General features: G+C 60.3%; 25 protein-coding genes and 2 pseudogenes. 7 read left to right on the top strand and 20 right to left on the bottom strand.

Annotation, left to right across the window (positions count from 1 at the left end; translation table 11 throughout):
- Nucleotide 1: 1 nt before the first annotated feature.
- Nucleotides 2-865, bottom strand: coding sequence for a sensor domain-containing diguanylate cyclase (locus tag JFU37_RS19305; protein WP_201117476.1), 864 nt, complete (start codon nt 863-865; stop codon nt 2-4).
- A 387-nt stretch (nt 866-1,252) separates the two neighbouring features.
- On the opposite strand from JFU37_RS19305, the gene JFU37_RS19300 reads away from it, so the two are divergent.
- From JFU37_RS19300 to JFU37_RS30745, 3 genes and pseudogenes are all read left to right on the top strand, one after another.
- Nucleotides 1,253-1,612, top strand: coding sequence for a hypothetical protein (locus JFU37_RS19300; RefSeq protein ID WP_201117473.1), 360 nt, complete (start codon nt 1,253-1,255; stop codon nt 1,610-1,612).
- A gap of 394 nt (nt 1,613-2,006) precedes the next feature.
- A complete protein-coding gene (locus JFU37_RS19295; RefSeq protein ID WP_201117471.1) occupies nt 2,007-3,344 on the top strand; it encodes an MFS transporter in 1,338 nt (445 codons plus the stop codon).
- Between the two features lie 132 nt (nt 3,345-3,476).
- A pseudogene (locus JFU37_RS30745) lies at nt 3,477-3,674 on the top strand (IS110 family transposase); the annotation flags it as partial.
- Between the two features lie 42 nt (nt 3,675-3,716).
- Here the strand turns inward: JFU37_RS30745 and JFU37_RS19290 are convergent.
- Genes JFU37_RS19290 through JFU37_RS19275 form a run of 4 tightly spaced genes read right to left on the bottom strand, consistent with a single transcriptional unit; the run spans nt 3,717 to nt 5,526 of the window.
- Entirely contained in the window at nt 3,717-3,899 is a 183-nt protein-coding gene (locus JFU37_RS19290) for a DUF1289 domain-containing protein (protein WP_050683282.1), read from the bottom strand.
- A gap of 2 nt (nt 3,900-3,901) precedes the next feature.
- Complete coding sequence (locus JFU37_RS19285) at nt 3,902-4,273, bottom strand: hypothetical protein (protein WP_201117469.1); 372 nt, start codon at nt 4,271-4,273, stop codon at nt 3,902-3,904.
- 39 nt (nt 4,274-4,312) lie between these two features.
- Nucleotides 4,313-5,230 carry a CDF family Co(II)/Ni(II) efflux transporter DmeF gene (gene dmeF / locus JFU37_RS19280; protein WP_201117467.1) on the bottom strand — a complete coding sequence of 306 codons (918 nt, stop codon included), beginning with the start codon at nt 5,228-5,230 and terminating at the stop codon, nt 4,313-4,315.
- 20 nt (nt 5,231-5,250) lie between these two features.
- Entirely contained in the window at nt 5,251-5,526 is a 276-nt protein-coding gene (locus tag JFU37_RS19275; protein WP_201117457.1) for a metal/formaldehyde-sensitive transcriptional repressor, read from the bottom strand.
- Nucleotides 5,527-5,773: 247 nt separating this feature from the next.
- Between JFU37_RS19275 and JFU37_RS30740 the strand changes: the two are divergent.
- Both JFU37_RS30740 and JFU37_RS19270 read left to right on the top strand, forming a co-directional pair.
- A pseudogene (locus tag JFU37_RS30740) lies at nt 5,774-6,045 on the top strand (TetR/AcrR family transcriptional regulator); the annotation flags it as partial.
- 14 nt (nt 6,046-6,059) lie between these two features.
- On the top strand, nt 6,060-6,836 hold the full coding sequence (locus tag JFU37_RS19270; protein WP_201117449.1) for a hypothetical protein: 777 nt from the start codon (nt 6,060-6,062) through the stop codon (nt 6,834-6,836).
- 84 nt (nt 6,837-6,920) lie between these two features.
- On the opposite strand, the gene JFU37_RS19265 is transcribed toward JFU37_RS19270, so the two are convergent.
- Together JFU37_RS19265 and JFU37_RS19260 are read right to left on the bottom strand one after the other, a co-directional pair.
- A complete protein-coding gene (locus tag JFU37_RS19265) occupies nt 6,921-8,276 on the bottom strand; it encodes an amidase (RefSeq protein ID WP_201117448.1) in 1,356 nt (451 codons plus the stop codon).
- Nucleotides 8,277-8,289: 13 nt separating this feature from the next.
- On the bottom strand, nt 8,290-9,621 hold the full coding sequence (locus JFU37_RS19260; protein WP_201117447.1) for an MFS transporter: 1,332 nt from the start codon (nt 9,619-9,621) through the stop codon (nt 8,290-8,292).
- A 210-nt stretch (nt 9,622-9,831) separates the two neighbouring features.
- Between JFU37_RS19260 and JFU37_RS19255 the strand changes: the two genes are divergently transcribed.
- A complete protein-coding gene (locus tag JFU37_RS19255) occupies nt 9,832-10,869 on the top strand; it encodes a LacI family DNA-binding transcriptional regulator (RefSeq protein WP_201117446.1) in 1,038 nt (345 codons plus the stop codon).
- Between the two features lie 116 nt (nt 10,870-10,985).
- Here the strand turns inward: JFU37_RS19255 and JFU37_RS19250 are convergent, their stop codons facing one another.
- The 12 genes from JFU37_RS19250 to JFU37_RS19195 form a co-directional block, all read right to left on the bottom strand.
- Nucleotides 10,986-11,477 (bottom strand): Lrp/AsnC family transcriptional regulator, encoded by a 492-nt coding sequence (locus tag JFU37_RS19250; RefSeq protein ID WP_201117445.1) that lies wholly within the window; start codon nt 11,475-11,477, stop codon nt 10,986-10,988.
- A gap of 156 nt (nt 11,478-11,633) precedes the next feature.
- The gene (locus JFU37_RS19245) at nt 11,634-13,019 is read right to left on the bottom strand and encodes an aspartate aminotransferase family protein (protein ID WP_201117444.1); all 1,386 of its coding nucleotides are present in this window, start codon (nt 13,017-13,019) and stop codon (nt 11,634-11,636) included.
- Between the two features lie 11 nt (nt 13,020-13,030).
- A complete protein-coding gene (locus JFU37_RS19240; RefSeq protein WP_201117443.1) occupies nt 13,031-14,503 on the bottom strand; it encodes an NAD-dependent succinate-semialdehyde dehydrogenase in 1,473 nt (490 codons plus the stop codon).
- 165 nt (nt 14,504-14,668) lie between these two features.
- Nucleotides 14,669-15,703: a glycine betaine/L-proline ABC transporter substrate-binding protein ProX gene (proX, locus tag JFU37_RS19235; RefSeq protein WP_201117440.1), complete on the bottom strand. Its 1,035-nt coding sequence runs from the start codon at nt 15,701-15,703 to the stop codon at nt 14,669-14,671.
- A gap of 72 nt (nt 15,704-15,775) precedes the next feature.
- Nucleotides 15,776-16,672 (bottom strand): ABC transporter permease, encoded by an 897-nt coding sequence (locus JFU37_RS19230; protein WP_201117438.1) that lies wholly within the window; start codon nt 16,670-16,672, stop codon nt 15,776-15,778.
- Nucleotides 16,665-17,798, bottom strand: a complete 1,134-nt coding sequence (locus JFU37_RS19225) for a quaternary amine ABC transporter ATP-binding protein (protein ID WP_201117436.1) — start codon at nt 17,796-17,798, stop codon at nt 16,665-16,667. The genes JFU37_RS19230 and JFU37_RS19225 overlap by 8 nt, the downstream gene beginning before the upstream one ends.
- Nucleotides 17,799-18,123: 325 nt before the next feature.
- Complete coding sequence (locus tag JFU37_RS19220; protein ID WP_201117434.1) at nt 18,124-18,516, bottom strand: carboxymuconolactone decarboxylase family protein; 393 nt, start codon at nt 18,514-18,516, stop codon at nt 18,124-18,126.
- Complete coding sequence (locus JFU37_RS19215; protein WP_201117429.1) at nt 18,509-19,321, bottom strand: alpha/beta fold hydrolase; 813 nt, start codon at nt 19,319-19,321, stop codon at nt 18,509-18,511. The genes JFU37_RS19220 and JFU37_RS19215 overlap by 8 nt, the downstream gene beginning before the upstream one ends.
- 5 nt (nt 19,322-19,326) lie before the next feature.
- Complete coding sequence (locus JFU37_RS19210) at nt 19,327-20,403, bottom strand: LLM class flavin-dependent oxidoreductase (protein ID WP_201117427.1); 1,077 nt, start codon at nt 20,401-20,403, stop codon at nt 19,327-19,329.
- Between the two features lie 22 nt (nt 20,404-20,425).
- Nucleotides 20,426-21,937, bottom strand: a complete 1,512-nt coding sequence (locus JFU37_RS19205; RefSeq protein ID WP_201117425.1) for an aldehyde dehydrogenase — start codon at nt 21,935-21,937, stop codon at nt 20,426-20,428.
- A 22-nt stretch (nt 21,938-21,959) separates the two neighbouring features.
- Entirely contained in the window at nt 21,960-22,943 is a 984-nt protein-coding gene (locus JFU37_RS19200) for a flavin reductase family protein (protein ID WP_201117423.1), read from the bottom strand.
- Nucleotides 22,944-23,070: 127 nt separating this feature from the next.
- A complete protein-coding gene (locus tag JFU37_RS19195; protein ID WP_201117420.1) occupies nt 23,071-23,670 on the bottom strand; it encodes an amino acid synthesis family protein in 600 nt (199 codons plus the stop codon).
- Between the two features lie 176 nt (nt 23,671-23,846).
- Between JFU37_RS19195 and JFU37_RS19190 the strand changes: the two genes are divergently transcribed.
- On the top strand, nt 23,847-25,619 hold the full coding sequence (locus tag JFU37_RS19190) for a helix-turn-helix domain-containing protein (RefSeq protein WP_242485785.1): 1,773 nt from the start codon (nt 23,847-23,849) through the stop codon (nt 25,617-25,619).
- A gap of 68 nt (nt 25,620-25,687) precedes the next feature.
- On the opposite strand, the gene JFU37_RS19185 is transcribed toward JFU37_RS19190, so the two are convergent.
- Nucleotides 25,688-26,530, bottom strand: a complete 843-nt coding sequence (locus tag JFU37_RS19185; protein WP_201119478.1) for a DUF2950 domain-containing protein — start codon at nt 26,528-26,530, stop codon at nt 25,688-25,690.
- Nucleotides 26,531-26,558 lie beyond the last annotated feature (28 nt).

Raw genomic sequence — 26,558 nt, 5'->3', positions numbered from 1 at the left:
GTCACCCCGCTGCAGAACGTTGCCTTTTGATCCGGTACATATCGTCGTCCGCATGGCTGAGCAGCGTATCGGCATCCTCTCCGTCTGCGGGATAAAAGGCCACGCCGATACTGCAGGACGGCATTTTGAGCCCGCCAAATTCAGCGCCCAGGGGCTCGGCCATGACCGCGAGAATCTGCGCCATCTTCTCGGATACGGCGACCTCCGACTGGAAATCCGTCAACAGAACGGTGAATTCATCACCGCCTATCCGGGCCACCGTGTCCGTCTCACGTACGCAGCCTTCCAGCCGTCGAGCAATCATACAGAGCACACGATCGCCCACTGCATGTCCCTGGACATCATTGATACCCTTGAAGTCATTGATATCCAGAAACAGCAAAGCCAGGGTGCTCTTGTGGCGGTGTGCCGCTCGCAGGGCCGAGTCCAGCCGATCATTGAAAAGCGACCGGTTGGTCAGTTTTGTCAGCGGATCATGATGGGCGAGGAAACGTAATTCCTCCTCGGCCTGGCTGAGGGCCGTCACGTCCCGGGCGACACCGATCCGCGCACCCACCTCCTCGGACCAGGACGCAGCCCACAGGATGTGTACGATACCTCCGTCCTTGCGGATGTATCGGTTGCGGAAATCGAAGTGGGGTTGACCATTCATGACCCGGATAATGGAGGCTCGTGTGACCGCCAGGTCGTCAGGATGCATATAGTCGGTGATCGGGGTGCCGGTCAGCTCGTCGGCACGGTAACCGAGCAGTGCCCCACAGGCATCACTCACAAATACAATCTGGTTGTCCCTATCAACCACGAAGACCGTGTCCAGCATCAGATGGATCAGTTTGGGGTAGAGCTCTTGCAGGTCAACGGGCATAGGTCAGGGAGTCCGGTTCATATAGCTTGATCATAGCCCGATCGCGAAGGGCGGCGGCGAGGAATCCTGCAGACTTTAAGTAGGCATGCGAAAGCTCAGGTCACAGTTCGCTTCGCTAATACAACGCGCACAGGTTATTGCCAATAAGAGACATCGGGGTCAGATCCATATGTTTAGTGTCACTTTGGTTCGTCCGCTGACGACCCCCGGCGTTAGCCCACCGTCGATCGCCCCCCCCGCGTGGCTGAGTGGCTACGCCCTCGGGTAAAGCGTGGCACTCCCTGCCATCGCTTTACTCAACCTTTACTGAGCCTAGACCTCCGCTTACACGAAATGGGTGTTTCATACGTCTATGGCGAATCCACACCAATCGCCAGAGGAGACACCATGTTTTCAAAGATGACTCAAGCCTTGATCCTGTCCGGTTGCCTGGTCGCCGCGGGTGCGGCATCCGCTAACGAGCGAGATGTGATAGTGCCAGTCATCGCCGGGGCGGCAGTGGGGGCGATATTGGCCACCGTCATCGCCGGCTCGGGCCATGAACACCACTACCGCCCACAATACCAGGGCTACGAACCACAGCCTCGTTACCCGGCGCAATACCAACGGGTGGCCTATGTACCGGTGGCTCCGCGGATTGAATACCGCCGGTTCGAGCCAGCGCCACCCCGCGGCTACTACGACGGTGGCTACCACAGGGGCTTCGATCACGGGTTCTCCCATGGCCGTGGCGACGGTCGCTGGTAAGTTCCATAAAAAAAAGCACCCAGCGCGGAGCAAATTGTAGGAGCGAGCTTGCTCGCGATGGACTTCGATGCGACGCGTTTATCCGGTAAACACGCGTTATCATTAACGTCCATCGCGAGCAGGCTCGCTCCCACATTGGGTTTTGGGTGTTTCCGAGACCGAACTCCAGTGTCCTGACAAGAAGCCGCTGACATCACTGTCAGCGGCCTTTTTCATACACCTCAGTGATTGCAGGTCTCGGTCAAAAGCGGATATCCCACGTCGATGGCAGAAATCATGCTAAATCCAATAGCTATGAGTCGGTACTGACTATACGGATGACACTTTTGAAGTGAACCGTTTCAGTGGCTGCCCCGATAATCGAACGCTTATGGATGAAATGTCGAGGTTCAGCATGACAAGCGCAGCTACAGAGCAGGTCAGCCCGAAAACGCTGAGAAAAGTGATTGTCGCCGCCGCCATCGGCAATTTCGTCGAGTGGTTCGACTTTGCGGTCTATGGCTTTCTGGCCACGACCATCGCCCAGCAATTTTTCCCCAGCGGCGACGCCAGTGCCGCGTTGCTCAAGACCTTTGCAGTGTTCGCCGTCGCGTTTGCGTTTCGGCCCCTTGGCGGAATTTTCTTCGGCATGCTGGGGGACAGGATCGGCCGTAAGCGAACCCTTGCGATGACAATCCTGCTGATGGCCAGTGCCACGACCTTGATCGGTTTGCTGCCCACTTATGCCGCGATCGGGGTCATGGCGCCGATTCTGCTGACCCTGATCCGTTGCGCCCAAGGCTTTTCCGCTGGAGGCGAATACGCAGGTGCCTGTGCCTACCTGATGGAGCATGCACCCAACGATAAAAGGGCTTGGTATGGCAGCTTCATTCCGGTGTCGACATTTTCCGCCTTCGCCGCAGCCGCTGTGGTGGCCTACACCCTCGAGGCGTCATTATCGGCCGAAGCCATGGGTAGCTGGGGTTGGCGCCTGCCGTTCCTGATCGCCGCGCCGCTGGGCCTGATTGGTCTTTACATGCGCTGGAAGCTGGATGAGACCCCGGCTTTCCAGGCCGTGAGTCAGGAACATGCGGTTGCTCATTCCCCGCTCAAGGAAACATTACGCAAGCATGGCGCGGCTATCTGCTGCCTGGGTGCCTTTGTATCGCTGACGGCGCTGTCGTTCTATATGTTCACTACCTACTTTGCGACATACCTGCAAGTCGCGGGCGGTCTGAGTCGTGCAACGGCGTTGCTGGTGTCGCTGATTGCATTGCTCTTCGCCGCGGCGATGTGCCCGCTGGCCGGGCTCTTCTCGGACAGGGTAGGCCGTCGGGTGACGATGATGACGGCTTGCGCCCTGTTGATTGTGGCGGTGTATCCGTCGTTTCTGATGGCCAGTTCCGGCGTGTTCGCAGCGTCCATCGTTGGCGTTATGCTCTTGGCGATTGGCGCGGTGTTGTGTGGTGTGGTCACCGCGGCCTTGCTCTCGGAAACCTTCCCCACCCGTACTCGCTATACCGCCTCGGCGATTACCTACAACATGGCCTATACCATCTTCGGTGGCACCGCACCGCTGGTGGCGACATGGCTGATCAGCACCACCGGCAGCAACCTGTCGCCGGCGTTCTATCTGATTGCAGTTGCCTTGCTCGCGCTGGCCGGTGGTTTGGCATTGCCGGAGACTTCAAGGATTTCCCTGCATGATGTTCCGACGGGGGAGAAGGGGGTAGGCGTGGGCGCGGCGGCCTGAGGGACGGTGAACAAACAGGATTGAAGTCATGAACGGCAAGCGAGATGTGTCGCCGTACCGGACTGGCTGCGCTTCGTGCCGGTCGATTTCGAGGCGGGGGAGAACTGGCGGGACAAACCATCAATAAATCCTTTTTGGGCTGGAGCTTTCTACCGGCAGCAACGCGCCAAAGGGAGCACCTATCAAGCTGCTGTACGCGCACTCGCGTTTAAGTGGATTCGGATTCTATATCGGTGCTGGCAGACCAGGACGCTCTACGATGAAACCACCTATTTGAATGCCTTGAGGAAGCGCGGTTCACCGCTCCTGAAGAACCTCGATTTAGGTTGACTGACTTCCTCAGGGCGTGAAGCGGTCATCCGGTGCACGTGACTATCCGTGTGCTTTCTTCAGCCCTTTCAAGCGAACATTCGCCCTTTGCACCGCGGCCATTTTTTCAGGCCGCTTCATGCGTTTCCACTTTCTGATGTCTTCCTTGCTTCGCCCGCAACTCACACACAGATCACCACTCAACTGGCAAACTGAGATGCAGGGATTTTCGATTTCCTTAGCCATTGTCAGTCACCTTTGGCCACACGTGATGGAGTCAGGCGATTTTTCCAGTCGCTACCGTGAGTGCGTTGGCACTCTTCATCAGAGTCGAAGCGGACCCTGTGGTCTGAAGGAGGCAGATCGATGTTGGCTTCATTCAACGCGATGGCCGTCAGCTCAACGATGCGCGCCTTCGCGTCAACGAGGGCGAGCTTTTTGTCAGCCAGGGTTTCGAATACCCAGATGACCTTCAGGGTTTCAGCCAACGCGTTCAGGTCAGCGGTGTGGGTGAGCCAGGTAAAGCCTTTGATTTCACCTTTTGCTGTTTCGCACGCTTCGGTGAGCGTGGTAATCAACCGGCGTTCGATCCGCGCCAGTTCGCGTTTCCCTAGGGGCATTGCGGGTTCCTTTGGAGACAATGGAAGGGAGGCGGTGAATCAGACAGGCCGAAACTCGACCGTCAGATGGCTGACTTCATGAACCGGTTTGAGACGTTCACGAATGCTGTCGGCGTTTGCAGTGACCTCACCAAGGACGCTGACGATGGCCGCATGCGCTTGCGGTCCAACCCGCCAGACGTGCAAGTCCGTGATGGTGGCATCCCCCGGTTTCTCAACCAGTTCGCGGATTTCCTCGGCAACGTGCGCATCTGTCTGATCCAGCAGTACACCTGCCGTGGCCCCCATCAAGGTCCATGCCCAACGCGCGATAACGATGGCGCCGACGATGCCCATGAGCGGGTCCAGCCATACCCAACCGAGATACCGGCCGGCGAGCAGTGCAGCAATGGCCAGAACCGAAGTCAGCGCATCCGCGATGACGTGGACGTAGGCTGATTTCAGGTTGTTGTCATTCCCGTGGTGGGCATGGCCATGATCATCATGATCGTGCCCATGACTGTGCCCGTGGCCCAGCAGGAGCGCACTGACAATGTTGACGATCAAACCGGCAATCGCGATGAGCGTAGCGGTGCCGAACTGAACTTCTGTTGGCTGCAAGAGGCGCATGACAGACTCAACGCCAATTCCCAGGGAGACCATACCGAGAATCAGCGCCGAGGCGAACCCACCCAAGTCTCCAACCTTTCCGGTACCGAAACTGTAGCGCTGACTGGAAGCGTGGCGTTTTGCATATCCGTAAGCGGCCGCCGCGATGCCCAATGCACCGGCATGGGTTGCCATGTGAAAGCCATCGGCCAGTAACGCCATCGAGCCCGTGATATAGCCGGCGGTGATCTCGCCAACCATCATCACAACGGTCAGTGCCACAACCCAAAGCGTACGCTTGGCATTTTCGTCGTGCGCTGAGCCAAGGAACACGTGGTCGTGTGTGTGGTTGATGTTGGTGCTGCTCATGAGTGTGTACCTGGATGCGTTCACTTGGAGTAACGGCGAATGGCTTCAAGAAGCTCTTCTACGCCCTTGCTACGCTCTTCTTCGCTGAGCGCAGGGTTCGCGACATGCTCCCGCGCGTGGTCCTCGATGATTTCCTCCATCAAGCCGTTGATGGCTCCGCGAGTGGCGGCAACAAGGTGCAGTGTTTTGGCACAATCGAGATCCGACTCCAATGCCCGTTCAACGGCTTGGATTTGTCCGGCGATACGTTTTACGCGTTTGAGAAGATCGTCTTTGTTTGCTGCGATATGACCCATGGGATACCCCCCCTACCTATGCGTCACGCATGATAGGCATACCCCCTATACCTATGCAAGGTCGTCGGAAGTAGAGATCATCTACAGCCCCTGGCAGGAAAGAGAGGCTTCAATTGCGAGGGGGTGGAGCGAGAGGACCTGGTATGTCGGCTTCTAGCCGGCTGCTACCCGTCGCGAAGGACTGCTTTCGCTAGCGGCGTCTTTGCGATCCTGAAGTCGTCACGAAATAGCTATGTCTAGCCGGGACTCCCGCCAATTGATCCTCGCCCGGCACGGCCTGACCGAAGTCACCCCAGGCTGACCGTCAGCACGACATCGAGCTTGGCGACCTGATGCACAAATTGTACGATCACCCTTTCGGACTGCCGGTACTGCCTAAAGATATCGACGTTTTTGCCTTGGCTATTGGAGCTGGGCGACCGCGTCTACGCCCGCTCAGTGGAACGGTACGGGCAGATCACTGCGCGCGCCTGTCTGGGACTGTATCTGCTGCCCTGGCTGCCCAAACGCAACGCATAACAAAGGGAATATCAATGCATCAAGTTGCGCAAGGTTATCTTGGCGTATGGAAGCGGCGTTTGATCCAGCACCGCTCAGGGCGTTCGGACAGCGAAACGGCCGTGTATTGGCTACAGACACCACGACTGTTTGCCGACCTGCGAATTCCCTCCAATCCACTCCCAAGTCTGGCGCTCGAAGAACTCAGCCACTCTCAACATCTGGCGTTGTGTGAACAGAAAGGTTTCGCCGGGGTGACCCAGATAGACGCCGACATTTGCCAATGGCATCGCAAAATGGACTATCAGCCGGTCAGTGGCGCTGAAGACATTGGTCGCATGGACTTTGAAACCAGTGAGTGCCTGATCGAAACCGCTCTGGACGAAAGCTACTACGAAATATGGGAACGCTTGCCTGACTCCCTCGGCGCTTGTCGTGGCCAATGGTTGCAAGCGATGGATGATCCATCGCGTCAGGGCTGTCTGCTATTGGCCGGGGACTATTTTCTGTTCGCCGCCAGCCGTCCCACACCGCTGACACCGGGCGCTCATTTGCGCGAAAATTTCAGCCAACCCGAAAGCTCGATAAACCCTGCTTCCCTGTTTGCCTGCGAACTGTCTTTTGGCCGGCATCACGCCGGAGAAACCCCATGGAAAATCGAGTGCTCAACGCTCCCCGCCAAAACGGGTCAATGCCTGCTGCCATCATCGGTGGACCCGTTTGCCCCGGATATTTTCGCCAATGAAGCCGTCATATCTTCACTCGGCACATTCATTCCAGCGGGTGGTTGGCGCTGTGCGCCTGATCCGTGACATACCGATCAGTTAAGCCAAAACGCGATCCGTGTAGCAGCTGGCGAAGCCTGCTGCTACAGAGTATGTGTCGCTGCCGGCCCGCTAGTCCCGTACGAATCGCTGCGCCATAACCCGCAACAAACGGTCATCCTCTCCCGCGGCGCCAATCACCTGCAGCCCCACCGGCATCCCCCTTACCAGCCCCACCGGCAGACTGATCGCAGGCAACCCGGTGAGGTTCCAGGCACTGGTATGGCTGAGCAGCGCGGCGCGCGCATCGATGTCCCGCTCACCAACCCGGACCTCGCGCGCATCGACTGCTGTCGCGGTAATCGGCACGCTGGGCGAGACCAAGAAGTCATAGTGCTCGAACAAGCGCGCCATCGCCGCCTTGAACCGTACCTGGTTGGCCTGCGCGCGGATGTAATGCCAGCCCCTGACTTCACGCGACAACTCGAGGCGCTCGCGCACCTCCTGCTCGAACTTGTGCGGTGCATCCTGCATGCGCTCGGCATGCACATCGAACGCCTCGGCGCGTTGCAGCACCAGCAAGGTGTCTTTCATTCCGGCCGCCAGCGGCTCCAGTTCAGCAGTATCCTGCAGCGCCTCGCCAAACAGCTGCTGCGCCGCCTGGTATACCTGCCGATCCAGCTCGGCGTCGACCGGGCCGAAGGTCCCGGTGGTGATCCAGCCAACCCGCAATGGTCGAGGGTTGGCCACCGACGCACAAACTCGCCCAGCCACCACTTCGAACAGTAGTCGCGCATCCTCGACGTGGTTGGCGATCGGGCCCACGTGGTCGAGGCTCGACGACAGCGGGAACACCCCCTCCAGCGGCACGCTGGCAAACGATGGCTTGAAGCCGACCACTCCGCACAACGCCGCCGGAATACGGATCGATCCGCCGGTGTCGGTGCCCAGCGCCAGCGGCACCATGCCGCTGGCCACCGCAGCGGCGCTGCCGGCGCTGGAGCCGCCAGTGATGCAGCTGGCATCCCAGGGGTTACGTGCCGCGCCCTGCAGCGAACGGTCGCCGGTCGGGCCGTAGGCGAATTCGTGGGTCAGGGTCTTGCCGACAATGACCGCACCCGCCTCGCGCAGGCGCTGCACGCACAGCGCATCGCGGCTCGGCTTGAAGCCTGCGAAATGCGCCGAACCGTAGGTGGTGACGTGGTCGAACGTGTCGATATTGTCTTTGACTGCCACCGGTATGCCGTGCAGCGGGCCCAGGTCCAGGCCCTGAGCAAACAGCTCGTCGGCCTTGCGCGCCTGGGCCAGTGCCACGGGTGCATCGACATGAACGAAGGCGTTCAAGGTCGGATTCAGACGCTCGATGCTGTCCAGGGCTGCTTGGGTCAGCTCGACGCTCGTCAGGCTTCCCGCGCGCAGGCGCTCGGCCAGCGCTATGACTGATTGACCAAAAAAAGATCCAACGTGAGTAGGCTTCGCCAGGCTCATACAAACAACTCCATCAAACGGCTGCGGGTAAAGGGGAAGGGCTGGTTTGCCGACTGCCGGGACGCACCATCAGCATCGCGCTCATGCCGAGTGCAGTGGCTACCGCCGCTGCCACGAACATCGACGAGTAGCCATAGCGCACGGTCAGGTAGCCGGTCAGCATTGGCGCGATGAACGAAGCGGTGTTGGCGATGAAATGGGTCATGCCGCTGTAGGCACCCACCCGGTTGGACGGCGCGGTGTCGATCACCACGGCCCAGTAAACCGAGTTGGGCAGCGCGTTGAGGGCGTTGGCCAGGGTCATCAGGGCAATCACGCCCCACACGGTCTGGGCCTGCGATACCAGTATGAAACAGAGCGTGGTCAACAGCAGACAGGTCGCGGCCAGCCAGCTGCGTGCCACCTTCAGGTCGCCGGTGCGGCGCAACAGCAGGTCGGAGATCTTGCCGCCCAGTAGCACGGTGAAGCAGGCGCCGGTCCACGGAATCATGCCCATGTACCACAGCGACGACAGGTTGTAGTGGAACTCGTCCTGCAGGTATTTGGGGGTCCAGGTCAGCAGCAGGAACGTCACGTACACGAACGAGAAGTAACCGACCGCATTGAGTATCAGGTCCTTGTTCTTGAAGAAATGCCATACCGGCGCAACGCTGGTGGTCGGGGTTGAAGCATTGGTTGCCGCTGCGCGTTCCCGTCGCAGGAAGTCGAGCTCGGCCTTGGACACCCGCGGGTTCTTATCGGGGGTGTTGGTGAAGCGCGTCATGAAGAAAATCAGCAGCGCCAGGCTGACCACGCCCAGCACCACGAACATGCTGCGCCAGCCGCCAGTCAGGGTTTGCAGACCTACCGCTACCGGAGCGGTGAGCAGCGCGCCCAGTGGTGTGCTGAGCAGTCCAACCGAGACCACGAAGCCGCGCTCCTTGGGCGTGGCCCAATTGGCCACGCTCTTGTTGATCACCGAGTAGGCCGGGCCTTCGGCAAAGCCGAACAGCACGCGGATAGTGGCGAAACCGGCCATGGCCGAGCCTCCCATGAATGCCAGCCCGAGGTCACCGGCAAACGCGGTGGAGATCTCGAAAATCGACCAGGTGGCACCCGCAATCAGCCAGATGCGCTTGGCGCCAAAGTGGTCGGCCAGGATGCCGCCGATCAACGCCCCGAGGATGTAGCCGTAACCGAAGTAACCCAGCACTTTGCCCCAGTCGGCCTTGTCGAAACCGTACTCCGGAAGAATGCTCGCCGAGGCATAGGCAATCGCGCCGCGGTCAATGTAGTTGAGCAGTGCCATCAGCATGATCAGGAAAAAAATCTGGTAGCGGAAAGACGGAATAGCTGCGCTCTTCATAGGGATCTGACTCTTCAAAATAATGGCAGAAGTCAAAAAGTCGGCCGCGTCCGGCGTATTTTTATTGTTTACCCAAACGTTTGGGTAAACGAAATGTAGATACGGGAAAAGGTTTAGTCAATCGTTTGGGTAAAGGTTTATTTCCGGGAAGAAGTTCTGATTGAGGTAGAATCGCGCGCTGAATAATGCACGGTTGGAAGACTCTCAAACATGCCGAATGAATCTCGCCCCGCCACCCTGAAGTCCATGGCGACCGCACTCGGGGTGCACGTCTCCACGGTGTCTCGGGTGCTCAATGGCGACCCGGCCGAGGTCGAGCGAGCGGCGTCGGCCCAGGTAGTGGCGCGTATCCGCGCGCTGGCCAAGGAGCTGGATTATCGGCCGAACACGCAGGCATCCAACCTGAAGTTGCGTAAAAGTCAGGAAATCTGCGTACTCATGCCGCGCCTCACCGACCTGGTGATGGCCACCATTTATGACAGCATCGACAGCGCGGCCGAGGAGGCCGGCTACCTCACTTTCGTCTCCAATACCGACGACCTGCAGACGCGCCAACTGGCACGTGCCGAGCACGCCTTGCGCCGCTCAGTGGCCGGGCTGATCGTGGGTGACTCGCACGTGGGTGAAACCCAGCCCCTACTCGATCTGCTCGCACGCAAGCACATTCCCTACGTGCTGGTCAGCCGGCAGATTGCAGGACACCTCACGGCGGCCAGCGACGACGAATTGGGTGGCTGGTTGGCGGCCGAACATTTGTATCAGCTGGGCTGTCGCGATGTGGCGATCCTGGCGGGTGAACGGCATGCGTCCACCGGGGCTGATCGTACCCGCGGGTTCATCCGCTATTACCGTGAGCAAGGTTTCGCCCTGCGCCCGGAGTGGATCCTGAATGGTCCTTTTGACAGCCACACCGGACACAAACAAGGCGAGTATCTGTTGGGGCTCAACCCACGCCCACAGGCGTTTTTCGCGGTCAACGACTTCCTTGCCATTGGCCTGATGGGCGCCGCCCGCGACAAAGGGTTGCAGCCGGGCAAGGACATTGCCGTCGTCGGCTTCAACGACATCCCGCTAGCCAATGAACTAATCGTTCCACTGACCAGCGTGCGCCTGCAGATGGCGCAGATGGGGCGGCATGCGGTGGAGTTGCTGCTCAAGCGCATCAAAGGCGAGGCCGCCGAGTCGATCATCCTTGCGCCGCAGTTGCAGGTGCGGGCGAGTTCCTCGCTGTTGCGCCGCGCTGACTGAGGGGCGGCTGCACGGCCCTTCGGCGACCAGGCTCAGAAACCAGATAACGGCAACTTGCAGGTAGCCAAGCGCCTTAATCAATTGCGCAGGGGGTAGGGTTGGCCTGTCGCCTGGCATTAGTCAGCGGGAGATAAAACATTCAACGCCTGGAGCGGCAGCGCCCCGCCGGTCTTGATGGTCTTGGTGACGATATAGGTGAAGTAGCGCTCGATTCCCAGGTCTTCCAGGAGTAACTGGTCAATAAAACGCTGGTACTGATCAATGTCCGGCGCCTGGATCATTGCAATGTAATCCACGCCGCCTCCAGTGGCATAACAGAACTCCACTTCGGCAGCTAAGCTCATGCGCTGTTCGAACCGGCGCATGTCGGGTGCCGTGTGCCGGGCCAGGGTAATTTCCACCAGCAACTGTTGGCTTTTGAACACCTGGTTCCAGTCGATCAAGGCACGGTAACCCTTCACCAGGCCCGCATTTTCCAGCTTGCGCACTCGCTCCCAGGTCGGTGTCACCGACAGGTTGATGGCCTCGGCCAGGTTCGACTTGGTGATACGCCCGTCCTCGGAGAGGATCCGCAGGATGTTCAGGTCATAACGATCAAGCTTGTGCATCGTGAACGGACTCCGCAAGCTCATGGGTCATGTAGGAGCGAGCTTGCTCGCGATGGATTTGAGAGCGACGCGTTAATTCAGGATCAACACGTTATCGTTGACGACCATCGCGAGCAAGCTCGCTCCTACAGGAGGCGGCATTCGCTTAACTAAGCATCAGCCCAGCACTTCACTGGCCACCTGATCAATCGCACTGCGGGTTATGTCGACGATCAGATCCGCGTCCTCCTGGGTCAGGATCAGCGGGGGCGCGAAGCCCAGAATATCGCCATGGGGCATGGCCCGGGCAATCATGCCGCGCTCCAGGCACGCCGCCGAAACCCGCGGGCCGACCTTCAAGGCTGCGTCAAACGGGGTGCGCTGCTCTCGGTCGGCCATGAACTCCACGGCGGCGAGCATGCCGTCTCCGCGCACTTCACCCACCAGCGGGTGGCCTTCCAGGGTTTCGCGCAAGCGGCGGTTGAGGTAGCCACCCACCTGCTCGGCATTGGCGGTGAGGTTTTCCCGTTCCAGGATGTCGAGGTTGGCCAGTGCGGCCGCCGCACAGATCGGATGTCCCGAGTAAGTCCAGCCATGGCCCATGGCGCCTTCGCTGGTCGAAGCTTTTTCGATCACATCCCAGACCTTCTCGCCGACGATCACCGCCGACAACGGCGCGTAGGCGCTGGTCAGGCCCTTGGCCGTGGTGATCAGGTCCGGACGCATGCCGTAACGCTGGCTGCCCATTTTCGAACCCAGGCGACCAAATGCGCAGACCACTTCGTCGGCGATCAGCAACACGTCGTATTTGTTCAGTACCGCTTGAATCGCCGTCCAGTAGCCGGCCGGCGGAACGATGATGCCGCCGGTGCCCATCAACGGTTCGCCGATGAATGCGGCCACGGTGTCGGGGCCTTCGGCCAGGATCATTTTTTCCAGTTCTTCGGCGCAGTAGCGGACAAACGTGGCTTCATCCATGCCGGTCGGTGCCTTGCGGTACCAGTGCGGGCAAACCGTGTGTTTGACGCCTTGCTCCGGCAAGTCGAAATGCTGATGAAAAGTCGGCAGCCCGGTCAGGCTGCCGGTCATGATGCCCGAGCCGTGATAACCGCGATCGCGGGAGATGATTTTCTTCTTCAGCGGATGGCCCAGCACGTTGTTGTAGTAGCGCACCAGTTTGATCTGGGTTTCGTTGGCGTCGGAACCGGACAGGCCGTAATAGACCTTTTTCATGCCCTCGGGCGCCCAGTCCATGATGCGACTCGACAGCTCGATAATCGCCTCGCTCGAGTGGCCGACATAGGTGTGGTAGTAGGCCAGTTCCTTGGCTTGCTTGTAGATCGCGTCGGCCACTTCGGTGCGGCCGTAGCCGATGTTCACGCAGTACAGCCCGGCAAAGGCGTCGATGAATTCGCGCCCCTCGTGGTCGCGAATGCGGATGCCCGATGCGCTCTTGATGATGCGTCCCTTGAGCGCGCCGCTGGCGTGGTCATGGGCGTGGGTCGAGGGGTGCATGAAGTGCGCGCGGTCTTGTTCGAACAGCGTTTCGAGTTCTTGGCTCATGGCGGATCTCCTTAAAACTGGCCTTGATGGTGCAGGCAAAAGTATTTGGTTTCGACAAAGGCTTCGAAGCCCTCGGTGCCGCCTTCGCGGCCCAGCCCCGAGGCTTTCATGCCACCGAACGGGATCGGGTGGCCGGTGAACTTGACGCCGTTGACCGCGACCATGGCGTGGTCGAGGCGGCGAATCAGTGGGTAGATCAGGTCGAGGCGGTTGGAGCAAACGTAGGCGGCCAGACCGTATTCGGTGTCGTTGGCCATTTCGATGGCCTGATCCAGTGTGTCGAACGGCATCACCCCGGCGATGGGCGCGAAATTTTCTTCACGATAGATGCGCATCTGCGGCGTGACATCGGCCAGCACCGTCGGCTGGTAGAACAATCCACCCAACGCGTGAGCCTCACCGCCCACCAGACGTTGCGCGCCCAGCCTCAGCGCATCAGCCACACGCTCGGCGGTCACATCGAAGGCGGCCTGGTGCATCAGCGGGCCGATGTCGACGTGTTGCTCTTGCTGGCCGATCAGCGCAGGGCCAACCCGCAGCTCACGCACGGCGGCGGCAAAGCGGCTGAGGAACGCCGGATAAATCGAGCGTTCGACCATGATCCGATTGGCCGCGCAGCAATCCTGGCCCGAGGTCTGGAACTTGGCCTCTACCGCGACTTTCACCGCCAGCTCCAGATCGGCATCGGCGCAGACAATAAACGGCGCGTTGCCGCCCAGTTCCAGCGACACTTTCTTCACGTCCTGGGCCGTCGCTTGTAGCACCAACTTGCCGACCCGGGTCGAGCCGGTGAAGCTGACGGAACGCACGCGGCTGTCTTGAGCCAGGGTTTGCATGGCCATCTGCGGTTCGCCCAACACCACGTTGAACACGCCGGCGGGGAAACCTGCCTCTTCCGCCAACTGAGCCAGGGCCAACGCCGAATAAGGCGTTTCGTGGGCCGGCTTGATTACCACGGTGCAACCGGCAGCCAGTGCGGCGGCCGCTTTGCGGGTGATCATCGCCGAAGGGAAATTCCATGGCGTCAGCAGGGCACAAACGCCGACCGGCTCCTTGACGGTGCCCAGGTGCGCGCCAGGGATATGGCTGGGAATGTTCTGCCCATAAAGCCGCCGGGCTTCTTCGGCGAACCAGGGAATGAAACTGGCGGCGTAGGCGATTTCGCCGCGGGATTCTGCCAGTGACTTGCCTTGTTCCTGGCTGAGAATGCGTGCGAGGTCTTCCTGATGCTCAAGGATCAACGCCGCCCAACGCCGCAGAATCGTGGCGCGCGTATCCAGGCTCAATTCGCGCCAGCCTGCAAATGCCCGGTGCGCGGCATCGACGGCCGCGACAATCTGCGGCTGATCGAGCATCGGCACATGGCCAATCAATTCAAAGTTCGCCGGGTTATGCACGGCGATGCTGCGACCGCTGTCACTGTGGACCCAATGCCCGTCGACGTAGCACAGGGCTTTGAACAGCAGCGGGTGTTTGTAGCTCATTGCGTTCACTCCAACTTGTCTGAGTGGGACTCATGCTAGGGCAGGGCGGTAGCAGTATCTGGAGGTTTGGCGGGGGTACGGCAGCGGGTTTTTTCTGATTGCAGGCCGTCAAACAGAGGTTTTTGTGGTGAGCAGGCGAGCCCGCCCACCACAAGGTTTTCGGCGCTACTGAGCGGCTTTGGCCGTGGCCACCCAACCATCCATCGTCGCCTTGTTCTCACTCATCCAGTCATCTGCCAACTTGCGAATATTGCGTTCGCTCGAGCCATCCTGGCTGATGGTTTTTTCCCAGTAGCTCCAGGTGGCCTGGGGAAACGTCATCTGCTCTACCAAGGCCTTGATGGCCGGGTTGGCCGCGACAAATTGCTTGTTGCCGATCGCGTACCAGTTCCACGCGGCCATGGCCATGCGGCAAGGGTCGGCGCCGCCAGCGCAACCGGCCACTCCTGGGGTCAACGCCGAAACGCTGCTCGGTACGTTGCCAGGCAAGGCATCGAACGGCGTCGGCAGCCAGACCACGTCCTTGCCTGGCACCATGGTGTTGGTCATCCACGACGGCGCCCAGGCATAGAAAAACACCGGCTCGCCGCGTTTCAGGCGTGCGACGTTTTCGAACATCAGCGCCTCATATTTGCCGCGGACCGGGTTTACGGTGGCCTTGAGGCCGAACTTGTCGAGCTGATAGTCGACCACATCGCCGCAGCCCCAACCCGGGTCGCAGCTGATCAGGTCAGCCTTGCCGTTCTTGCCGAACAGCCCGGCGATCTTCGGGTCCTTGAGCTGTTCCAGGCTCGTGATGTGGTAGGCATCCGCGGTTTTCTTGTCGATCATGTAACCGTTGTAGCCGGCGCCGGTGATGGAGCCACCGCCCACGACCTCGGTGCGATCCTTGACCTTGTCGAAGCTGGGTTGCAGCTGGGGCAGGGTCACGTCCATCGACAGGTCCAGGTCGCCCTGGGCCGCCGCCGGGAAAAACAGCGTGGTGTTGACGGTGCTTAACTTGGTCGCGTAACCGAGCTGCTTGCTGGCCTCGATGGCGATTTTGGTGATGACGTAGTTACCGCCGGTGCTTTCCGACTGCACAAAGCGAATGGTCTTGCCTTTGCCTGGCAGGTCGTCGGCCATCACTTGCGTGCAGGCCAGACCAACCAGGGACAACGTTGCTGCAAATCCAAGCAAGGCTTTGAATGGACGCATCATGATTTCCTCTTTTTTTTCTCGTTATGGTTAAAGGTTGGCAGTCAACAACGGGCATTCATGACTTCTTTCTTGTTATGCGTTTACCGGTCGGGGATTGAGCAGTCGCTTGAACAGCGATTTGCGTTTACGCACGGTCGGCTGCGCCAGTTTCTGGGTGATCCGGTCGAGCATCATCGCCAGCAAGACAATGGCGATCCCGCCCACTGCGGCGCGGCCGACGTCCATCCGCCCAAGGCCCTGTAGCACCACGAGGCCCAAGCCTTCGGCACCGATCATCGCCACCACCACCGACATCACCATGGCGGTGAGGACAGTCTGGTTAAGGCCGCCGAGGATGGTCGGGATCGCCAGGGGCAACTGGATTTCCCAGAGCAATTGCCGGCGATCAGCGCCAAAGGCGTGGCCGGCTTCCACCAGTTCGGTGTCCACCATGCGGATGCCCAGGTAGGTAAAGCGGATCAGCGGCGGGCAGGCGGAGATCACCACCGCCACCTCACCCGACACGGTCCCGACGCCGAACAGCATCACCACCGGCACCAGGTACACGAAGGTTGGTGTGGTTTGCATGATGTCGAGGATCGGCCGCATCACCTGCCAGACCCGTTCGCTGCGGGCGCACCAGATGCCCATGGGAATCCCGACGACCATGCAGATTACAATCGCCGTGGTGATCAGCGACAACGTGGTCATGGCTTCGTCCCAGACGCCCAGCACGGCAATGATCACCAGGGCTGCGGCGCTGAACAGTGCCACCCCCAGGCTCGCGGCGCGGTAGGCCACGAAGAACATCAGCAGCACCATGATCGGGAAGGGAATGGCGTGGATCAGCGAGTCACTCAACGCCAGCAAGTGCTCCACCGGCCAGCGAATCGCCAGGAACATCGGCCGCAGATGAATGCCCAGCCACTCGACGCCCTGGCTGATCCACTGGTCCACGGGGAAAACAGCGATGTCTTCTGAACTAAGCATGGTGTGCAACCTCCGCAGCGCTTGGCCGATGGGACGCGACGCTGGCAATGCAATCAAGAATGTGGGCGCTGTTCAGAGTGCCGATAAACAGCCCCTGGCCATCGACCACGGCAACCGGCAGGCCCGGTTTGAGCAGGCGCGCCACTTCCACCAATTTGGCGTTGGCCGGCACGCTGACAAATTGGCTCGACAGGCGTTGCAGCGCATCGGCACCGCCGCCGACGGCCAGCAGCGAGGCCGAATCGAGCACGCCGACCGCTTTGCCGCTGGCGCTCAGGACAAAAGCGCTGGAGCTTTCATTGCCGACAACGCGGGTGTCGCCCTGGACCAGCAGGGTGCTCGCGGTTTCCATGATCGAAAGGGCATCGAACAGTCGTGAGCGGTCCACATCCCGGGTGAATGCGGCGACATAATCGCTGCCCGGATCCATGACGATTTCCTGGGGCGTGCCCTCGCGCACCACTTGGCCGTCGGCCATGATCGCAATGCGTGTGCCGAGCTTTAGCGCTTCCTGAAAGTCGTGGGTGATGAACAGAATGGTTTTCTTCAGGGTGCGTTGCAGGCGCAGCAACTCGTCCTGCATTTCCGTACGAATCAGCGGATCGAGGGCGCTGAAGGCTTCGTCCATGATCAGCACATCGGCATCCGTGGTCAGTGCACGGGCCAGGCCGACCCGCTGGCGCATGCCGCCGGAGAGTTCATGTGGATGGTGATCGGCCCACTTGGCCAGGCCGACGACCGCCAACACTTCTTCGGCGCGTTTGCGGCGCTGGGCCAACGGCACGCCCCGCAGCTTGAGGCCGAACTCGGTGTTCTCGATCACGGTTTTGTTCGGCAGCAGGGCGAAGTGCTGGAACACCATCGAGATACGCGTTCGTCGGACTTCCCGCAGCTGGCTTTCGTTGAGAGTCACCAGGTCTTCGCCGTCGAGCAGGATCTTGCCCGCCGTCGGTTCGTTCAAGCGATTGATGCACCGTGCCAGGGTGGATTTTCCGGAGCCGGACAGGCCCATGATCATGTAGATCGCGCCACTGGGAATGGACAGCGATACGTTATTGAGGCCGACCACCGTCGCAGTCTCGGCCAGGATCCGGTCTTTGCTGGCCCCGGCCGTCAAGAGCTGCATGGCCCTCTCTGGCTCCGAGGAAAAGACCTTGTAGAGGTTCTCAATCTTCAGTCGTTCGCTCACCAATTGCCTCCAATTATTGTTTTTCAATCTGCGGAAAACTTCATGTATAGAAATTTTTGGGCTACTGGCAGTTAAAGGTCATTCAGTCACGCAAGGGTGCAGTCTCAAAAACTTCTTGTTGTTCGATGGCACTTACAGCATGAGCCGTGTAGCAGCGCTCGAGTGAAACGAGGTCGCGTCCGGCTGCGCAGCAGTCGTAAAACCTGAGAACCCGGTCTATCCGTTATACCGCTGACGCAGCCTCGCCGGAGCTCGACAGCTGCTACGCATCATTAACCTCCTGGCTCATGCTTTCCCGCGCTTTGCGGGCGACGCGGAAGGCTTCGACACCCGCCGGTACGCCACAATACACCGCGATCTGGACCAGGGCGGCGTGCAGTTCGTCGTCACTGAGGCCGTTGCGCAAGGCGCCGCAGAAGTGGGTGCCAAACTCGTCCATCCGGCCCAGCGCGGCGAGCATGCCCAGGTTGAGCAAACTGCGTTGCTTGAGGTCGAGGGCGTCGTCGGTCCAGACCATGCCCCAGCAATACTCGTTGAGCACGTCCTGAAAGGGTCGGGAAAAATCGTCGGCCTTGCCCAGGGCCTGATCGACGTAAGCGTTGCCCAGGACCTGACGGCGAACGGTTTCGCCCCGTGCCTGCAATGACTTATCCATGGTGTGTCTCCGAATCAATCAGAAAATCGCGCATGAGGCTGGCCACTTGTTCCGGCGCTTCGATCAGGATGCAGTGACGCAATCCCGGCAGAATCTTCAGCTGCGAACCCTGGATGCGCTCGTGCATCAGGCCGGCCATTCTCGGGTTGGATCCCGTATCGTCGGCCCCCGTGGCGATCAGGGTCGGGCAGCGGATTTGCGAAAGCTGTTCACCGAAATCCGACTCCGCCAGCACCCGATAAGCCGCCGCGTAACAGCCCGGATCGTTGTCGGCATTTTGCTGGCGTAGACGGCTGACGACGTCGGGGTGACGCGCCTGAAAGTCCTCGGTCAACCAGCGCGACAGCGATGCTTCGTAGTGGGCGACGGGTTCGCCGGCCTGCAAGGCAGTCAAGCGTTCCTGCACCCGTTCGCGCTCTTGGGCGTTGCGCCCGGCGACCGTCGACAGCAACACCAAGCGGCGAATGCGTGCCGGGTGGGTCAGGGCCATGCGCTGGGCGATCAGGCCGCCCAAAGAAAAACCGGCCAGGTCGAAGCGGTCGAAACCAACATGATCGGCCAGGGCCAAAGCTTCGCCCACCAGGTGATCGATTTCATAACGGCCCTGGGTGTGCGACGACTGACCATGACCGCGCAGGTCGAAGGTCAAAATGGTGAACTGGTCTTTCAAACCTTTCACCGCCTCGGCCCACGCCTCAAGGCTGGAGCCGACACCGTGAATACACACCAGCGCGCGCGGTCCCTGGCCATCGAGGCGGTAGTTGAGCGTGACGTTGGCCACGCTGAAACGTTGTGCGTCGCTCATGGCGCTTACCCCGCAACCTGTTCGCGGCGTTTGGCGCGCTCGCGCTCGGCGAATACCGGCATCACTTCATCGATAAACAGGCGCAGCGTCCGCTTCTGCAATTCGAACGGCAGGTTGAAGGTCAGGCCCAGACAATACTGGTCTACGCCTGCAGCTTCGTAATCGAGCAGCTTTTCGATGATCTCGTCCGGGGTACCGAACATCAGGTTGCGCCGAATGTTTTCCGGGTTGTAGTTGTCCTTGCCCTTGACGCTTTCAAACGGCACCGGCTCGGGGAAGCCGTTGTGCACGGTGCCGATGTTCTGCATCAGGTTTTCGAAGGCGCGGCCAAAGTCCATGCTGTGCTTGACCGGCAATTCCCAATCGCTGGCCTTGGCGTACAAGCAGGTGCGGCGTTGCATCATGAAGCGTGGGCGTGGCACATGAGGATTGTCGGCCACGGCCTTGTTGAATTTCTCCCCGAGTACGGCGATTTCTGCGGCCGGTAACGAGAGTGGGGTGGAGAGGATGTTCGCGCCGATGCCCACTGCCCAGTCGAAGGTGCCGGGATCCCGTGCGGCGACCCAGATACGCGGGTGATTCTGTTGCAGGGGCTTGGGCACCGCGGCCGTCAGCGGGAATTTCCAGTAGTGGCCGTCATGGGCGTAATCCCCGGACCAGAGCTTTTGCACCGCCGGCACCAATTCCTTCATATAACCCACGCCTTCCTGCTGTTGCAGGCCGGGGGTCATGCGGTCGAATTCATACTGATAGGAACCGCGGGCAATGCCGAACTCCAGGCGCCCGTTGGTCAAGTGGTCGCACAACGCCGCTTCGCCCGCCAGGCGGATCGGGTGCCAATAGGCGGCGGCCAGGGTCGCGGTGCCCAGGCGAATGCGCTCGGTGTGCTGGCCCAGCCAGACCAGGGTCTGGAACGGGTTGGGCGCGATGGTGCATTCGAGGGTGTGGTGCTCCGACGTCCACAACGTTTCGAAGCCGCCTTCATCGGCGATCTTCGCCAGTTCCAGCAGGTTGGCCATGACGGTCTGCATGGGCACGTCTGGGGAAAAGCGTTCCATGCTCAGGGATACGGCAAATTTCATAAGGTGCTCCTCAATGGCTTGATCAGCGCAGGCGAATGACGAAGGGGTCTTGCATCTCGCCGGAGTAGTCGATGACCACGTTCTTGGCCCGGGAAAACTCGCGCATCACATCAAAGCCGCCGCGCCGGCCGTAACCGCTTTGTTTGAAGCCGCCATTGGCGGACATGTAGGCGGCGCTGCGGTAGGTGTTGATCCACACCGTGCCGGCATCGATCCGGTTGGCGAAGCGCATAGCGCGGTCGATGTTCTGGGTCCAGATGCCCGAGGCCAGGCCGTAGGAGGTGTCGTTGGCCAGGCTGATCATCTGTTCTTCGGAGGTGAACGGCATGACGCCGACCACCGGGCCGAACAGTTCGTCGCGCATGAAGGACATGTCGTTGGTGGCGTTGGCCATGACGGTCGGTTCGAAGTACCAGCCTTCGGACAGGTTGCTGGCGCTTGGGCGTTTGCCGCCAATGGCCACCTGTGCGCCCTGGGTCACGCCGCTGGCGATGTAGCCTTCGAGTTTTTGCAACTGGGCTTGCAGCGCCAGCGGGCCGATATCGGTGTGCTCTTCCATGGGGTGGCCGACACTGATGCGCTGGGTGCGGGCGACCAGGGCTTCAACGAACTTGTCGTAGATCGGCGCTTCGACGAAGCAGCGCGAGCCGGCGACGCAACTTTGCCCGGCCGCAGCGAAGATGCCGGAGACCACGCCGTTGACGGCTTTGTCGATGTCGACATCGGAAAACACCACATGGGGTGACTTGCCCCCCAATTCCATCTGGCACGGCACCAGGTTGTTCGCCGCATTGCCGGCGATGCGGCGACCGGTGTCGGTGCTGCCGGTGAACACGTACTTGGCGATGCCGGGGTGACGGGTCAGGGCGTCGCCGGTGACTGCACCATTACCGGTGACGACGTTGACCACGCCGGCCGGGAAGCCGGCTTCGATGATCAGTTCGGCCAGGGCCAGGGTCGAGGCGCTGGCATGCTCGGACGGTTTGATCACCACGGTGTTGCCGATGGCCAGGCACGGCGCCAGGGTGCCGGTGAGCAGCATCAGCGGCGAGTTCCACGGGGTGATCATGCCGATCACGCCCAAGGGTTCGCGGGTGCTGTAGTTGAGCTGGTTGAGCTTGTTGACCGGGATGGTTTCGCCTTGCAGCTTGTCGGCCATGCCGGCGAAGTAGGTGTAGGCGTCCGGGAGGGCACTCATCTGCGCACGCATTTCCCGCAGCAACTTGCCGTTGTCGCGGGTTTCCAGCAACGCCAGGGCTTCGGCGTTTTCCGCCACCAGTTGCGCCAGGCGATAGAGCAATTTGCCCCGCGCTGTGGGCGTCAGGTTGCGCCATTGCGGGTCATTGAAGGTGCGCTGGGCCGACGCGACGGCACGGTCCACGTCGCTGGCATCGGCCTGGGCGAATTGGTACCAGGCCTGGCCGGTCGTGGGGTCGAAGCTGTCGAAGTAGGTTGCGCTGTCGGGGGCGACGAAGCGGCCGTCGATAAACAGGTTAAGGCGATTGCCCTCAAGGGCACTGACCGTGGTTTTCATGTAAGAGTCCTGTGGCTGCGTATCAAAGGGATTCGTGGGCCAGCGCGGCACGGGGCGGCGTGGCGTTCTCGATCATTTCCACCCGGCCGCTGTCGGCGGAGCCGGTGTAAATGCCGAACTGCTGGTTTTTGCGCTCGCGGGCGTAGCGGCGGACCACCGAGCGCAGTTCGTTGACTGGCATCTGTTCGATGGGCAAGTCGTCCAGCGGGAAGAAGCGCAGGGTGTCGGGCAGCTCGACGTCGGCGTCGAGGCTGTCGAGTTGCGCGCGATAGATCAGGAAACCGGGATCGGTATCGTCGACATCGAACACCGAGTACAGAAAGGTCGATTCCAGTTCGATCGACAGGGCGCTCTGGCCCGCATCAATAAAGCCCTTGCGCTTGCCGGCCACGGGCAGGGTCCAGCCACCGTTGCCATCGGCGCGAAACAGAATCGCGTCGCCGGCTTCGATCAGGTAACCGATGATCATCTTGTGCGAGTCCAGCCAACTGGCCGGCAGCGCGTCCTGGATGTTGGCGTAGCGGCCCCGGCAGAAACACAGCGGCAGCTTCGGGCTGGTGCCGAAGGCCCGTACCTGGCCGATCAGCACCAGGTGGTCGCCGGCGTCGATGCGCTGGTCAACGGTGCAATCGAACCAGGTCAGGCTGTCGGTGAGGATCGGCGCGCCGGTGTGGACCTTGTCGTGGTTGACGGTGTGGAATTTGTCCGGTGATTTGGAGGCAAACGTCCCCGAGACTTCCACTTGGCCTTCGTGCAGCAGGTTGACGGCGAAGTGCTCGGTGCTGGCGAACGAGGTGTAGCTGGCGGCTGATTTGCCGACGCACACCAGCAGCAGCGGCGGGTCGAGGGAGACCGAGGTGAAGGAGTTGGCCGTCATGCCCCGTGGATTGCCGTCGGCGTCATGGGTGGTGATGACGGTAACCCCGGTAACGAAGGTGCCGAAAGCCTGACGCAAGGCGCCCGGATCGACGGCTGCGACGTTGGCGCTGACCATGGTGCTCGGCATCGGATTACTCCTGTGTTCAAGGCGTGTTTCTTATGGTTTGAAGCAAGCCTACGGGGAACAAATCCCTTGGGCTTGCATCGATCAAGAGCAACCGCGGCAAAAGTTTTGCTGCGGTTCAAAGGAGTGATCAGTCCTTGGGACGCTCGGCTTCCATTTCCGCCATGTCCTGATACCGATCAGCAATGCGCGGGTGAGGGCGCGAACCGTCGGCGGCGCCGATGGCGATCAGCACTTCGTCCGGCCCCGGCGCATCGGCGATCTGGAAATTGGCGGTGAGAAAATGCGAGCGTTTGCCGGTTTCACTCTTGTGCACCATTGGCAGGGAGAGCAGGGCGCCGGGAGCATTGCGGGTGTTGGTGAAGCTCAGGTAGGCGGTGCCGTCTACGGCTTCGCGGAACAGGTTGCCGAAACGCAGGGTATGGATCAGGCCCGAGGCGTGCTCGATTTCACCGTTGACCCCCACGGCGGCGGCCTTGCCAAAGGCTTCGACCTGGTCGCCCGGCATCAGCGCGATCAAACGGCGGGTCATCTCGTAGCCCAGGCCCGGGGCGAGGCGCAGGATCTCCGGTCGCAGGTTTTCGACGAAGCCCTGGCCGGCCCAAGGGTTTTTCAGCACGGCGGCAACGACGATCAAGGTGATGGGTTTGCCGGCGTCCTTGCCGCCTTCGATAAAGGTTTCCTCGATAAAGGTGCAGTACTTCCTGACGCCCAGATTCTCTAGATTCATGATGACTCTTCGCCCTTGTGGCTGTTGGTTATGGCCTTAGGCTAGGAGCAAAGGGAAACAGCGTCTTCCATGGTTAAGGAGTGCAAATGAGCTGGACATTGCTCGTAACCGGAGCAAGTATCAGGTCGGCCTGGCAGGCTAGTTTCTGCCGTGACCTCCACGTTCAGGTGAGCGCCTTGAATCGAGAAATGCAGATACTGTCGTTGCGCGATGTGGCCAGTCAGATCAACTCCGGCGGCGATCTGCAATCGATGCTGCACCAATTGGTCTACGCCAGTTGTCGCCACACCCACTGGACCATGAGCTCCATCATGGCCATTGATATGGACGCCGGTTTTGGCTACGTCCTTGCCCGCCATGACCCGACCCTGGTGCAGCGGCCCCTGGTGGATTGCTGGGAGCTGTCATCCAGCCCGGTGATGACCGCTCTGCAACGCAATGAGCCGGTATTTATCCGCGACGTACGCGAATGCGAGTACCCAGGTTATCGCAGCGAATCCCTGGAGCGCGATTACCGTACGGTGATGGTGATGCCGATGAACTGCACCGACTTCGACGGTCGGCCCATGGTGCTCAGCGTGATTTCCCGCACGATCATGGACGTGTCGGAGGAAGACCGGGTGTTTCTCGGCATGATCATCCACCTCGGCGCCATCGCAGTGGAGCGTCAGCGCCAACTGGAAGCCGAGCGCCGCGCCGCGGAACGCATGCAGCAAGCGTTGCACGTGCACACCACGCTGCTGGAACACGTGCTGGGCGGTGGCTCGGTGACGTCCCTGTCGCTGATGGTCGGCAACCAATTACCCAACCCGGTGATTGCCGTGGACTTCACCGCCAATCAAGTGGTGGCCGGTCGTTCGCCGGATACCGCGCTATTCGATGACATTGCCTGGCAGGATGCAGTCGCCGGGGTGCTGAGCGTGCAGATCTCCAAGGCCGCCCATGAAAGCCTGCGAAGTGCCCTCAGGAGTACGGTCAATTTGTTCCTTGATGACGGCCAACGTCAGTTTACCCTGCGGGCGCAGATTGAGCCGCTGATGGTCGATCGCGAACTGGTGGGGGCACTGGTGCTGTTCCCGGTGGCACAGCCGGTCAATGAGCTGGATCTGTTGATGCTGGAAAGCGCCAAGTTCGCCTTGAGCGTTCAGATGATGCGCAGCTTTATTCGCTTTCGCTTCGAAACCCGAACCCAGACCGAACTGCTGTTCGAGGTGCTCGAAGGTCGCTGGCGCGACGCCGATGATATCCAGCAGCGGGCGCAGCGCCTGGGCATCAGCTTCAGTACCGCGCAGCAGATGATCATTATCGATTTCGGCGGCAAGGCCCACGAGCCGAAGAACCTGCATCACAACGTTGCACGTATCCTCCAACGGGCGGCGATCCACTCAACGGTGATCGTCGTCGATAACGGCCTGGTGTGCCTCCTGCCATCTGAAGGCGAGAAGGGCCGGGAGCGGTTGGCCAAGGTCCAACGCCAGATTGCCGATGACTTGGCACACTACCTGGGGGCCGAGCCAATTCTGCTGGCCAGCGGCGTCTGCAGGATGCTGACCGATTATCCCGCCGCCTGGGAACGGTGCAGGCGGCTGATCGATATTGCTCGTTCGTTCGGCCGCAGTGGCCCGATCTCCGATCAGGACTTTGGACCGATACCCATCTTTATGGCGGCGGTAGGCGGCGAAGATATTCGTACCTTCGTCAATGAAAGCGTCGGTGCCATGCTGGCTCATGACCGCAAACACCACACGCCCTACCTCGAAACACTGACCGTCTATCTAAGGGAAAGCTGCCGCAGTCAGGCTTGTGCCGATGCAATGGGAGTGCACGTGACGACGCTCAGGTACCGCCTGTCGCGGATTCAGGATTTGTTCGGCATTGATGTCGAGACGCCGGAGCGGCGGTTTGCCACGGAGTTGGCGATTCATTTGCAACGGGTGATTGATAACTGATGACTAACATCCGTGCCCAGGGCGCCTTCCGCGCCCGATTTCATTGGCTGCGCTGACTAAGAACTGAGTCAATCCGGCTTCTCTTGATCTGCACTCACCACTTCCCAACTGTCATCCGGATCAAAGCGCTTCATCGACTGCGCCAACTTCTCACCATCAGGTCCCAGATCTTTCTCGAATACCTGCCCTTCATGACTGATCATGAAACTCATCACTCCGGAATCGCCATACTTCGCCGGCCAGGCGATCAGTGCAAAGCCCCGGCTCATCTTGTCACCGATGAGGTAGCTGTAGGCGCCGCCCGGTGCTGAAGGGCCTTGGCCATTGAGGATGCGGAAGCGGTAACCATGCCAGTCTTCGCCGGCAATGGTTTTGCCGAACGTGGGCCCCAACGGGCTGATCTGCCCGCTATCGTCGTCCGCCCAATAGAGTCCGTCGTGCTTGCCGGGGGTGCTGAAGATTTTCTGCGCATACTCAAGTGCGCCGTCACCGTCACGATCCACTGACGCATAGTCCATCTGGGCATCGTGATAGGCCAGCGCCGATTGCACCGCGGCGAGTTCGTTACGGCCAATTTGACGTGCACGGACTTCGGCATTACCGGCCTTGACATCGAAGCGCCAACGGTTCGCGACTTTTATGATGGGAATAGGCAGTGTCCAGTGGTCATTTCCCACCGACAAAATCGCCTTGTTGTCGCTGGTTTTTTCAATCTGATGTTGCTCGTGGTATTGCTTCAAAAACGCATCCACGTCCTTGCGTTCCGCGCCTTCACGAGGGATGAAATTGCGCCATTCATTGCCCAGCAACTCTGTCAGGCGTTTCTGATCGGCGTGTTCCGTACCCAGTGCTTCAACGAACGCTTCAGCGGCCTTTTCTGGCGTTGGAAATTCCTGCTGCGCCATGACCATGCACGACCACGCCAAGCCGGCAGTGATC

The sequence above is a fragment of the Pseudomonas sp. TH41 genome, assembly GCF_016650695.1.
Taxonomy (GTDB): domain Bacteria; phylum Pseudomonadota; class Gammaproteobacteria; order Pseudomonadales; family Pseudomonadaceae; genus Aquipseudomonas.
The sequence above is the reverse complement of the archived record's forward strand: the minus strand, read 5'-3'. Positions and strand labels throughout refer to the sequence as shown.